Below are 11,921 nucleotides of genomic sequence, written 5' to 3'. Positions count from 1 at the left end.
GGGTCGTGCTGCGCTCCCTCTCCCGCTGGCGGGAGAGGGTTGGGGAGAGGGTCTCTCCGCTGAGAGACTCCCGACGAGGAGAGAGCCCTCACCCGGCGCGGGACGATGCTTCGCATCGCCCGGATTGCGCTGACCTCTCCCGCAAGCGGGAGAGGTGTGCAGAGAGAGCCCGGGATGACGCGCTTTCGCGGGTCACTTCTTGGTCTTGCCGAGATCCTTGACGGCCTCGAAGGTCGCGAACTCGACGTTGTAGAGCTCGCCGTCGACCTTCTCGACCTTGCGGATGTAGATGTTCTGCACGATGTCGCGGGTCTCGGGGTCGATCGAGATCGGGCCGCGCGGGCTCTCCCACTTCTGGCCCTTCATGGCCTCGATCAGCTTGGTGCCGTCGGTGTCGCCATTCGTCTTCTTGAGCGCCTCGTAAATCAGGTGGATGCCGTCATACCCGCTCACCGCCATGAAGCCCGGACGATTGCCGAACGCCTTCTTGTAGGCTGCGACGAAATCCTTGTTCATCTGCGAGGGGTGCGCCGCGGAGTAGAGATGCGCGGTGACCGTGCCGAGCACGGCGTCGCCCATGTTGTTGAGCAGGTCGTCGTCGGTGACATCGCCCGGCCCGATCACCTTGATGCCGGCCTTATCGAGGCCACGCTCGGCATACTGCTTCATGAAGTTGCCGCCCTGGCCGGCCGGCACGAACACGAAGATCGCGTCCGGCTTGGCATCCTTCATGCGCTGCAGGAACGGCGCGAAGTCGGGATTGGCGAGCGGCGTCTTGACTTCTTCGACCACCTCGCCGCCGCCTGCGGTGAAATTCTGCTTGAAGAAGTTGAGCGCGTCATTGCCCGGCGCGTAGTCGGAGGTGAGCGTCGCCACCTTCTTGATGCCGTTCTTCACCGCCCAGTCGCCGATGATGGTCGAGGACTGCGCCAGCGTGAAGCTGGTGCGCACGATATAGGGCGAGCGCTCGGTGATGATGGAGGTGCCGGCCGCCATCACGACTTCCGGGATCTTGGCTTGCGTCGCCAGCGGCGCGGCCGCCAGCGCGGCCGGCGTCACGCCGAAGCCGGCGATGAAGTTGACCTTGTCGTTGACGATCAGCTCCTGCGCGGCGGTCTTGGTCTTGTCCGGGATCGCGGCGTCGTCCTTGAGGATGATCTCGATCTTCTTGCCGGCGACGGTGTCGCCCTTCTGCTGCATGTAGAGCTTGATCGCGTTCTCGATCTGCTTGCCGGTCGAAGCCTGGCCGCCGGTCATCGGCAGGATCAGGCCGACCTTGACGCTGTCCTCGGCCTTGGCAGACGCAAGGCCTGCAACGCCCGCGATGGCGGCTGCTGCTACGGTGCGTGAAAAAATTCTGCGTTCGAACATCAGATGTCCCTCCCCTTCATTCCTGACCTGTTGTGCGCCAGACCGAGTACCCGGTCCTTGCCGCGCTCTAACCTACGGACAAGCCATGCCGCGCAGCCACATGGCGTCCTCTGCAACCCCGTTGTCAATCGGACGTTGGGCGACCATTCGGCGCAAGCCGCGCGATCGGATCGACGGCGGAGGAGATATTTGTACGATTGTACAAATAAAATGGCCCTGTCAACAAGAAAGCCTTTCGCTGTGCGAGCCGGGTCCCTCCGGGTTGATACTGCACGGTAAGAGCGCCCGGCGGCGACGTGGCTGGAGAAATCCGCCGCCACTTTGCAGAATTCGAACATACGCCGGACGACGAGATCGAAATTCCCAACTTCGATTGCCCCCGCCGAAAATACGGACTGTATACCGTACCACCTAGAGATACCCAATCAACGCCTAAAATCGCGTATTATTTTACCATTCTGTATACAAAGAAATCCGTCGTCGAATAGGCCAATTTTACTTGTTGAGGACTAGAGTGCGCCGCTGGCGCCCATCGGGCGCCGGTCATCCGCGCCCGGTCCAGCTCGACCCAGAAGATGCTCATGCGTATCCGTTTGCCTTCAATCGCTGCCGTCGTTGCCTTGCTGGCTTCCAACCTTGCCGGCTGCGGCACCGTCAACGAAAGACTCTCCGCCGGCATGGGCGACTCCATCCCGCAATGGGCCGGCGGGCTGCCGGCCGATGCCCCGCCGCGAGCGGGCACGCCGCAATACGACGCCTACATGAAGGAGCGCGAACGCAAGCGGCTGCTGCCGGCGGCGGATCGCGAGAAGGAAGAGCAGGCGCAGAAGGGCACGACCGGGACCGCGCCGGCTGGCGCGGTGCGCTAAGGGAGCGAATGGCGAATAGGGAGTGCCGAATATAGCCACCCCTTCCACTCGCTACTCGCCACTCCCTATTCGCTAATCCACAAACACCACGGTCTTGCGGCCGTTGAGAATGACGCGGTCGTCGAGGTGGTAGCGGATCGCGCGGGCCAGCACGCGACGCTCGATGTCGCGGCCCTTGCGGACGAGATCCTCAGGCATGTCGCGATGGCTGATGCGCTCGACGTCCTGGTCGATGATCGGACCTTCGTCGAGATCGCGCGTGACGTAATGCGCGGTGGCGCCGATCAGCTTGACGCCGCGCTCATGGGCCTGGTGATAGGGCTTTGCGCCCTTGAAGCCCGGCAGGAACGAGTGATGGATGTTGATGCAGCGCCCCGAAAGCTGCGCCGATAGATCGTCCGACAGGATCTGCATGTAGCGGGCGAGCACGACCAGATCGGTCCTGGTCTTGGCGACGAGGTCGAGGATCTGTGCCTCCTGCTCGCGCTTGGTCTCCTTGGTCACAGGCAGATGGTGGAACGGAATGCCGCCGAAATCGAGCCCGCCATAGACTTCGCGCGGATGGTTGGAGACGATGGCGGCAAGCGTCATCGGCAGTTCGCCGGTGCGCCAGCGATAGAGGATGTCGACCAGGCAGTGGTCCGACTTCGACACCAGCAGCATCACCTTGCGATGTGCAGCCCGGTCGCGCATCTGCCAGTCCATGCCGAAACGCTCGGCGATCGCGGCAAAGCCGGTCTGCAGTGCCGACAGTTCCACGGCTAGATCGGCCGCGGTGAACACCACGCGCATGAAGAACTTCTTGGTCTCGATGTCGTCGAACTGCTGAGCATCGAGAATGTTCTGTCCGTTGTGGGCGAGAAACGTCGACACCGCCGAGACGATGCCGGGACGATCCGGACAGGACAGGGTCAGGACATATTGATGATCGGGCATGTTGATGAACAGGCTTGGCTCTTGATGAAGGTTTGGGCAAATGAGGCGGAACGGCCCACGATTTGCGCCCTGCTCTATCACCGACGTCCCCTTGCGCCAATCCCAAGACTTGCTTCGACCTGAAGCGCGGAGTCAGGATGAACGGACGATTGCTTTGACTGACCGGAGTACGCCCATGGCCGAGCGCTTGAACGGCTACCGCATCCTGATCCTGGAAACGCGCGAGGAGGCGCAGTTCTCGAAGCTTCTGGCCGAGCAAGGCGCCGATGTCGTGCAATGCCCGATGTTTACCATCCAGGATGCACCGGACCCTGCCCCGATCGAGGCCTGGATCCGCCGCGCCATCGACAGGCCCCTTGACGACCTTGTGCTGATGACCGGCGAAGGCCTTCGGCGGATCATGAAGCTCGCGCGGGCGCGTGGGCTCGACGGCGCGTTTGTCGCGGCCCTCGCCGGATCGCGAAAATTCACGCGCGGGCCGAAGCCCGGCAAGGCGCTGCGTGAGGTCGGCCTCGAGGCGCAGCAGACCACGGAGAAGCCGACCACGGAGGGCGTGATCGAGATGTTGGGCAAGCTCGACCTGAAGGGCCGGCGCCTTGGCCTTCAGCTCTATCCCGACAAGGACCATGGCGCGCTGATCGGCGCCCTTGCCGCGCAAGGCGCCGAGGTCGATGCCGTGTTGCCCTATGCCTACGATTCCAAGGCGGCGGATGCCAACATCGTCACCGCCATCGACGACATGGCCGCGGGGCGGATCGATTCGGTCGCGCTCACCAATCTCGGCCAGGTCCGCCGCCTGATCGAGGCCGCGAAGGCGCATGGCAGCGAGGCGAAGCTGCGTGCCGGCTTCGACCGGACGCTGATTGCGTCGGTGGGCCCGGCGGTTTCGGGTGAGCTTGCTGCGCATGGACTGCGGACGGACGTCTCGCCGGCCGATGAAGCCTATTTCATGCGGCCGCTGATCTCGGCGATGGCAGCCGCGCTGGCAAAGAAGCTGCCCCGGCAAGGGACGTAAGGGTCCACCCCGGGCACGACACGATACACGCCGGCATTTCCCTCAGCGCCGCGAAGAGGAGCTTCAAACACTGCGATTGCATGTCCGGAAGCGATAGATCGCGCTCCTGATGAGCGTTTTGAATTTGGAGATCACGCGGGGGCTCCAGGATCGGGCCCGCTCGATCTCGGTGATCTTGCTTTCGAGGAGCCTTTCCTGAATGTCGGTCATTGTGGGCTCGAATTAATGTGCGCTCGGATTAATCGTTCGTCACGCGCAGGCGTGGTCGGGGAAACGGCGGCACCACCTCGAGCGCACCGACTCGTGCCCTCTGCGGTCAAGGGCACCACGCCCGCGCGACGATGTCTAGCTCGCCACCTGCGAGGCTGCCGACATCAACTCACCCGGGCTCGGCATCCCGAACATGCGCTGGCCGCCTTCCGGAACTTCTGTAAAGCTCCAGCGCACGACCCCTTCCCGATCGAGCAGGAACTGGCCGAATAGCTGGCCCTGGCCGGTTGCAGCCATGCGCTGATCGGCCTCCATCATCTCGTAGCCATCCTTGTTGTTGAGCTGCTCGGCGGCCGCCAAACGATTCATCGGCCCGGACAATTCTCCGGGAATGTCCACTTGCATGCTCATGACGACATCCATGCCCACCTTGCGCGGCCACTCGGTTTCCTTCTCGGTGAATTCGAGATTGGGCAGGCCGAACGCGCGGTGCGAGACCCGCTCGGGATCGGACGCGGCAAGCAGATTGGGCAACGGGTGATAACGGAAGTAGAGCCGAGCGCGCTCGATCGGCGTATTGACCACCGTCAGACTTTCGACGCCCTTGTCGCGCAGGGCCGCGTCAAGCTGCGCCTGGGCCGCGATATGGCGGCGGCAGAACGGGCAGTGCAGGCCTCGAAACAGGCCGACCAATATCGGACTTTGCCCGCGAAAATCATCAAGCGCGATCTTCCCTTCGCGGGTGATGGCATCCAGCACGATGTTCGGTGCGCGATCACCCGGTTGCAGCGGTCCATCGACATGACGTTCTGACATGGTTGAACTCCTTCACATGACCTAGTCAAGAAATGGCAGTACAATCAGTCCGGCGGGATCAAGCCCGTACCTGGTGCAGACGTCATCGGCCAGCGCGAAATACCGCTCGGCCTCGGGCATGTCGCCGCGATCAAGGTTCAGCGTCGCCAGACCATCATAGCATGGAAAAAGCTGCTGCGGCTCGCCGGTTTCGCTGGCGACCTTGATCGCCTCATTGTAGCAGCGGGCGGCCTGATCGGGCCGGAAATGGCATTGATGGATTTGCCCGAGCACGATCAGGGGCACGGGGAGGTGCTCGCGCTGATCGAGCGCACGGTCGATCTCGATTGCCTTTTCGGCAGCCGGCACGCCTTCGTCGGTGCATTTGTCCGTAAAGGTGCAACAGGCAACGGCAAAATTGGCGAGAAGACGCGCCTGGAACCCGAGATCGCCAATACGATGGGCGACGTCCAGTCCGCGCCGACAGACCTCCATGGCTTGCGCCGGGTCGACAATCGTGTAGAGCACGCTGAGATTGGTGTAACCGCGGCAGGCCACATTGAGAAGGCCGGCGGCCTCGGCTGCCGCGACACTTTGCTCCACTTCGCGCACCGCATCCTGGTGTCGTCCAAGCCGCGCCAGTGCAACCGCCTTGGTATTGAGAGCCTCGGCAATGGCGCGCGCCGCCTCGAGTCCGGCCTGCTCATCCGCGTCCGCTGGAACGGATCGGGCGTAGCCAAGCGCCTCGTCCGCCCATGTCGCGGCCGCCACGTGATCGCCCATGCGAAACGCGAGACGGCCGCGCTCCTGCAAGAGGTGCGCCCACTCGATCCGTGCATCGGTCCCTCCAAGCAGGTCAGCCGCCTCGGCGTAATGCCTCTCTGCCTTGATCCGCTTGCCGGCGTCCCACAACAACCTGCCAAGCTTGCGAAGGATTCGCGCTTCGCCAATGCGGTCCTCTGCGGCGCGGTGCCCCTCCAGCGCGCTCTGGTAGTGCTCCTCGGCCGTGTTGCGGCGGCCCGCCGCGGCGCAGAGGTCCGCGATCCGCTCGTACAGAACCAGGCGCTCCGGCTCGCACTCCCCGCCGGTCAACAACATGGCGAGGGCCTGCTGGTAGAGACGGATGGCATCGTCATTGGCATAGGTCGCGCGTGCGCGATCGCCGGCCGCGCGCAGATAGCGCGCGCCTTTCGACTTGTGCGCGCTCAGGCTGAAATGATGACCGAGCAGGATGAGGTCCTCGAGCCGTTCGGGCGCGCTGCCATAGAGCCGCTCCAGCGCGGCACCAATCCGTCCGTGGAGCTCGATCCGCCGCTGCAAGAGCAGGTTTTGATAGATCACATCCTGCAGCATGGTCTGCGTGAAACGGTAGGATCGCAGCGAGATCGAATTTGCGCCCGCAACCTCCTCGACAATCTCGGCGTCGCACAGAAGTTCGAGCCCCACTTCGACCTTCGCCGGCCCGGTTGCTGTCGCACCGAGCAGAGCCGCGTCGAAGCGCGGGCCGATCACCGCGGCCTCCTGGGCCAGCCGGCGCACCTCATGCGGCAGCCGGTCCAGCCGCGCCAGCAACAGCGCCTGGATGCTTGCCGGGATGTCGGCGGCGGCCTCATCCGACTTTATCCGCCACTGCGAGCCGTCACGCTCCAAGGTGCCGGCCTCGATGAGACCGCGGATGATTTCCTCGAGGAAAAGCGGATTGCCGCTCGCGCGCTCCAGGATTCGACTGAACAGATTTCCCGGCGGCTCACGCCAACCGTGACTGAAATAGGCCGCGAGCAAGTTTTGTCCGTCGGCGTCACCGAGCGGAAGCAATCGAATGGTCGTGTGGCTGATCCGACCCGAACCGAACTGATCCAGCTCCAGCATTGGCCGATGCGTAAACAACAGCATCAGCCGCGTGCGCTCCAGCCGGTCCATCAGGAACCGCAGCGCCTCGAGGGAGACGGCATCGGCCCAGTGCAGATCCTCGACGATGATCAGAAGCGGTGACAAGGCCAGGCGCCGTTCGAAGACGGTTCGGATCGCAAAGAATATCTGCCGCCGGAGCTGTTCAGGCTCGACGTGCTGCAATGCGGCGTCCGGGCCGCCGAGGCCAAGAACATGGACATAGAGCGGCATCAGCCGCTCTGCCTCTTCGGCCGCAAGGCCAAGCTCCGACAGCGCCTCAGCCAGCCTGGCTTCAGCGGCCGCGGCGCTGGCCTTCTGCGCGATGCCATAGGCGCTGCGCAGCACCGCGGCGAGCGTGCCGTAGGATTGTTCGCCGAGTGGCGAGCAGGCGGCCTGCCGGATCGCCACACCCGCGAAGCGCTCCTCATCGCAGATGCGGGCGACGAATTCGTTCACCAGGCGCGTTTTGCCGATGCCCGCTTCGCCGACCAGCCGCACCAGTTGCGCCGCACCGCCGCACGCGCGATCGAGGCTGCCGATCATGCGGGCAAGCTCGACGTCGCGGCCGATCAGCGGCGCACTGAGGCCCAGCGTGTCGAGGCCTCGCGCCGCACGCGGCGTCTCGAGCGGTCCCTTGAGGCGATGGACCAGGACACTGCCCATCTTGCCCTTGAGCGAGACCTCTCCGAGCGATTCATACGAGAACGCATGCCGGGTCAGGCGGTAGGTCAACGGCCCGACCAGCACTTCGTCCGGCGGCGCCATCGACTGCAATCGCTGCGCGGTGTTCACCGTGTCGCCGGTTACCGAATAGGACTTGGCAACGCCCACACCCAGTCCGCCCGCAACCACGTGCCCAGTGTTGATGCCAATGTGGAGCAGCAGCGGTGCGCCGGCGTAGACCTTCGCACGCTCGCTGAGCTGCTCCGTCCGCTTGATCATGTCGAGTGCAGCGCGGACCGCCCGCTCCGGATCGTCCTCGTGCGCTGCTGGAGCGCCGAACAGCGCCAGCAGCGCATCACCGATGAATTTGTCGACGAAGCCGCCAAAGCCTTGCACCGCTTCCGTCAGCTCCTCGAACAATTCGTTCTGAAGCGTCTGCATGACTTCGGGGTCGAGGCGCTCGCTCATCGCGGTGAAGCCGCTGAGATCGGCAAACAGCACGGTAATGGTGCGGCGGTTGGCTTCGCTGTCCAGCCTGTCCGGCTGCGGTCGAAATGCCTGGTGAGGGTCGACCGCCGGCGCCAGCGGCGGCGACGACGCTCTGACCGGCGCTGTCAACCGGCCCGGCTGCGCCGGTCCCCCGGCTTCGGGGGCCTCACTGACGAGGGCGCCGCATTTTGGGCAATAGGTGAAATCCGGTGCGCATGCATAGCCGCAGCCGGGGCACGCGTTCGGCTGCTTCGTGCCGCACTTCGGGCAGAAAGCAAAGCCACTCTGAACCTCGGAACCGCAGCAAGAGCAGTTCATGGGTCAAGACCCCGCGGAAGCCGCGATGACGCGGTCTACTGGGCCTGTCCGATGGGCCCAGTGACCTGGCAAGCATGGGCTCGTCGTCAGGGAAGAGCAAGCGGTGGTTGGTTAACGGCCGCGAGCGCGGCTTCACTCATCCCCGCAACCAGCCGGTTCAGCGCGCCAGCGCGCCGATCGGCTACATGGCGCCGGTCCCCACCAGCACGAAGGGCGCCCATATTGCGGGCTGCGCGGTCTCGCCGCCCTTGCTGATCAGTGCCGAGATCGAGCGACGCAGCGCCTCGGCGCGGCCGATATCGGGATGCGTCTTCATGGCATCGATCGTGCCGGTGGTGATGGCAACCGCGGCGTCGGAGTTCACCGCCCAGTGCGACACCAGCAGCGCGAGCGTGCCGGCATAGAAGAACGCCCGCGCAAGACCGGAGAAGGCCTCCGAATTGGTGGCCTGCCCTCCGGCGGTGTTGCAGGCCGACAGGATCACCCAATCGGCATCGAGCTTGAGGCCGGAAATCTCCGACGACGAGAGATAGCCGTCATCGGTGGACGTCGGCGCCGCTGGCGGGCTGAGGATCAATCCGGGCTCGATCGAGCCGCGCACCTGCCCCGCAAGCGCGCCATGCGTCGCAAAATGCAGGATGCGATATTTCGCGAGATCGCCACTCTGGCCGAGCGCCTTCATCTTCGTCTCGGAGGCGTCGCCAGCGAGGATGACGTCGCCTTTGACGGGCGCAAAGGTGCTGGCCACCGCGCACAGTTCGAGCGCAGTTTCCGGCAGCGGCATCTGCCGCCTGAGCTGCACGATGTCCGCGGTGCCGCCCGACAACGCGTCGACGGCACGCAAGCTTCGTTGTGCAACCTGGGTCGCCTGCGTCGGGAGGACGGCGCAGGTCTGGATCTGGCGCGCCAGCTTGGCACGCGCTACCGCGACATCGCTGCGGCCATCGCCGTCGAGCATGGGGTTGCCGACGCCGAGAAACGGTTTCGACGCCGCGCTCTTGCGTGCGACCTGCCGCAATGCCTTGAGGCTGGAGACGGAGGGTAAGACGGTGGTGGCAGATCGCCTGACCAGCCAGGGTGCCTTCGCGAGGTCCTGGCCGGCAGCCGGCTTCTCGGTCAGCAAGACCTGAAAGGGCAGAGTCGCGAGCGGGCCTGACGGCACCAAGATCAGCTCCTTGCCATCGATGTCGCGCGCGACAGGCCCGAGCAGCGCCTGGTAGAGCGCAAAGGCGCGCTCCTGGTCGAACGGCAATGGCTCATCTGCCCCAAGCGGAGTCTTGCGGCCGAGCTTCTGCGGACACGTGGATGCCTTGTCCAGCCATGCGTCCATATCCAGACCGCAACGCAGGGCGCCGACGGCCTCAGTGAGTTGCTTCTCGCCGAGCTCCACCGAATGCCAGCGTACGTCCGAGCGCGTCACGGTCCAGACGAAGGTGGCCCGCGACGTCGTCGTGAACAGCAACATCGCCTCGTTGGGGCGAAGCTGCTTCTGGGCCTCCTCGATCGCAATCGGCGCCTTGGTGACGAGCGCCGCATAGTTCGGAAACTGCGCAGCGATCGTGCGATCCAATTCCCGGATTTGACCTGAGATGACCGAGGCTCGGGCACGAAGCGCCTGCTCCGCCGCCGGGCTGCGCGCGGCAGCCGCCTGCGAGATCGCCGCCACGAGCATCTTGTCGGTCGCGACCGCCTGCGCGTCGAGATCCTGTCGTTCTCGGACCCGTGCGGCGAGATCCCCGCTGCCATCGGCGATGCGGGCCGACATGCCGGCAATCGCCCGCGCGGCCTGCTCGTCACCGATCCATTGCGCCGCCTCGAACGCCTGCGATCGCAAGGCGCCGGCCTGCCCGCCATTGGCGCTCGCGAGATGATAGGCGGCAACGATCAGTCCGGGATAGGGATTGGTCTCTTCATGGACCTTCACATCGCCCCGGCTCTCCTGATCGGCGGCGCGGCGGCCGTTCTGGATCGCCACCGCGCGCGCGAACGCGTCGCGAGCCTGCGGCCAATCCTTCAAATCGATATGATGCGCGCCGAGATTGGCGAAGCTGTTGGCAACATCCGGATGCTGCTCGCCGAGAGCGCGCAGACGAATATCCAGCGCGCGCTTCAGCAGCGGCTCGGCCTCATGCGGCCGGCCGGTACTGTCCAGAATGACGGCCAGATTGTTGAGACTGTTGGCGACCAGCGGGTGAGAATTCCCCAGCGCGGCCTCGCGTATCGCAAGCGACCGGCGCGCGAACGGTTCGGCCTCGGTGAAACGATCGGCCTCGCTCATCAGCGTCACCAGATTGTCGAGAGCGATCGCGACATCCAGATGCGCCGGACCGAGCGCCTTCTCGCGGATAGCCAGCGACTTGCGGAACAGCTGCTCGGCCTCCTGCTTGCGATCGAGATGAGCCCAGGCCTCTGCAAGGTTGTTCAACGCCGTCGCCACGTTCGGATGGCCTATGCCAACAGCCTTCTCCTGAATGGCGAGCGCGCGGGTCAGCAGCCCCTCAGCCTCGGCGTCCCGGCCCTCGCGCGAGAACACCAGAGCCAGATTGTTGAGGCTCGCCGCGACATCGGGATGATCGGGTCCGAGCGCCTTCTCCCTGATGGCCAAAGTCCGCCGGGCCAATTGCTCGGCCTCCGGAAGCCGTCCCTGCGCACGGCGGAGCTCGCCGAGATTGTTGAGGGTCGCCGTCAGATAGATGCTGTCCGGACCATGCTGCTTCTCCTGAAGCACAAGCGCTTCGGCAAAACTCGCCTCGGCCTGCTGCAACCGGCCTTGCGCGCGATTGACCTCCGCGATGTTGTTCAGGGTCACCGGGATCATGATGTCAGCCTGACCCGGCGACTTCCGGAACACCACGAGCGCGCGGTTGAACAGGTCGAGCGCCTCGGTCTCCTTCATCTGGCGGTGACGGAGATTGCCGAGCTGCATCCGCGCCAGCGCCGTCGTGAGATGGTCGGGGCCCAGCACGCTCTCGTCGATGGCAATGGCGCGCGACATGTCGCGTTCGGCATCGCCGAGCCGATTTTGGCTGAGCTCGATCTGACCCAGCGTGGCGAGCACCGCTGCGACATCGGGATGATTGGGACCAAGGCTCTTCTCGCGAATGACGAGGGCCCGCCTCAACACGCTTTCGGCCTCAGCGGTCTCGCCTTTCGTCTGGAGCGCCTGACCCAGCACAACCAGCGTGGTCGCGGTCAGGGGCGATTGTCGCCCCGTGCTCTTCTCGGCCTCAATGACGAGCTTCCTGGCAAAGCCGACCGCCTCGCCATAACGGCCCTCCTTCGCCAGCGCCGTAATGCGCTGCATCAGCGCCAACATGTCCTGCGATCCCGCCTGACCCGGCGAGACCATGACGCTTACGAGAAGT

At 64.7% G+C, this 11,921-nt stretch carries 7 protein-coding genes; 2 read left to right on the top strand and 5 right to left on the bottom strand.

Features of this window, described 5'->3' with window-relative positions; translation table 11 throughout:
* Nucleotides 1-192: 192 nt before the first annotated feature.
* A complete protein-coding gene (locus AABA84_RS11975; protein WP_338306596.1) occupies nucleotides 193-1,371 on the bottom strand; it encodes an ABC transporter substrate-binding protein in 1,179 nt (392 codons plus the stop codon).
* A 575-nt stretch (nucleotides 1,372-1,946) separates the two neighbouring features.
* Between AABA84_RS11975 and AABA84_RS11970 the strand changes: the two genes are divergently transcribed.
* Nucleotides 1,947-2,240 (top strand): hypothetical protein, encoded by a 294-nt coding sequence (locus tag AABA84_RS11970; protein ID WP_212250641.1) that lies wholly within the window; start codon nucleotides 1,947-1,949, stop codon nucleotides 2,238-2,240.
* Nucleotides 2,241-2,312: 72 nt separating this feature from the next.
* Here AABA84_RS11970 and purU read toward each other — a convergent pair whose 3' ends face one another.
* The gene (purU, locus tag AABA84_RS11965; protein WP_212250643.1) at nucleotides 2,313-3,176 is read right to left on the bottom strand and encodes a formyltetrahydrofolate deformylase; all 864 of its coding nucleotides are present in this window, start codon (nucleotides 3,174-3,176) and stop codon (nucleotides 2,313-2,315) included.
* A 175-nt stretch (nucleotides 3,177-3,351) separates the two neighbouring features.
* Here purU and AABA84_RS11960 point away from each other — a divergent pair, with 175 nt between their 5' ends.
* A complete protein-coding gene (locus AABA84_RS11960) occupies nucleotides 3,352-4,191 on the top strand; it encodes a uroporphyrinogen-III synthase (protein ID WP_338312152.1) in 840 nt (279 codons plus the stop codon).
* Nucleotides 4,192-4,536: 345 nt separating this feature from the next.
* On the opposite strand, the gene AABA84_RS11955 is transcribed toward AABA84_RS11960, so the two are convergent.
* The 3 genes from AABA84_RS11955 to AABA84_RS11945 form a co-directional block, all read right to left on the bottom strand.
* Nucleotides 4,537-5,217, bottom strand: a complete 681-nt coding sequence (locus tag AABA84_RS11955; RefSeq protein ID WP_212250648.1) for a redoxin domain-containing protein — start codon at nucleotides 5,215-5,217, stop codon at nucleotides 4,537-4,539.
* 21 nt (nucleotides 5,218-5,238) lie between these two features.
* Nucleotides 5,239-8,556, bottom strand: a complete 3,318-nt coding sequence (locus tag AABA84_RS11950) for an adenylate/guanylate cyclase domain-containing protein (protein WP_338312151.1) — start codon at nucleotides 8,554-8,556, stop codon at nucleotides 5,239-5,241.
* Between the two features lie 181 nt (nucleotides 8,557-8,737).
* Nucleotides 8,738-11,872, bottom strand: a complete 3,135-nt coding sequence (locus AABA84_RS11945; protein WP_338312150.1) for a CHAT domain-containing protein — start codon at nucleotides 11,870-11,872, stop codon at nucleotides 8,738-8,740.
* Nucleotides 11,873-11,921: the final 49 nt, after the last annotated feature.

It is taken from the genome of Bradyrhizobium sp. TM239 (assembly GCF_036247985.1).
GTDB classification, from domain to species: Bacteria; Pseudomonadota; Alphaproteobacteria; order Rhizobiales; family Xanthobacteraceae; genus Bradyrhizobium; species Bradyrhizobium ottawaense.
Note: the sequence above shows the minus strand (reverse complement) of the source record. Positions and strands in the feature narration are given on the sequence as shown.

Bases quoted from the DNA above. Each gene is read 5' to 3' on its own strand.
- AABA84_RS11950 (WP_338312151.1), bottom strand. From the start codon at position 8,556: ATGAACTGCTCTTGCTGCGGTTCCGAGGTTCAGAGTGGCTTTGCTTTC.
- AABA84_RS11970 (WP_212250641.1), top strand. From the start codon at position 1,947: ATGCTCATGCGTATCCGTTTGCCTTCAATCGCTGCCGTCGTTGCCTTG.
- AABA84_RS11955 (WP_212250648.1), bottom strand. From the start codon at position 5,217: ATGTCAGAACGTCATGTCGATGGACCGCTGCAACCGGGTGATCGCGCA.
- AABA84_RS11975 (WP_338306596.1), bottom strand. From the start codon at position 1,371: ATGTTCGAACGCAGAATTTTTTCACGCACCGTAGCAGCAGCCGCCATC.
- AABA84_RS11960 (WP_338312152.1), top strand. From the start codon at position 3,352: ATGGCCGAGCGCTTGAACGGCTACCGCATCCTGATCCTGGAAACGCGC.
- purU (WP_212250643.1), bottom strand. From the start codon at position 3,176: ATGCCCGATCATCAATATGTCCTGACCCTGTCCTGTCCGGATCGTCCC.
- AABA84_RS11945 (WP_338312150.1), bottom strand. From the start codon at position 11,872: ATGTTGGCGCTGATGCAGCGCATTACGGCGCTGGCGAAGGAGGGCCGT.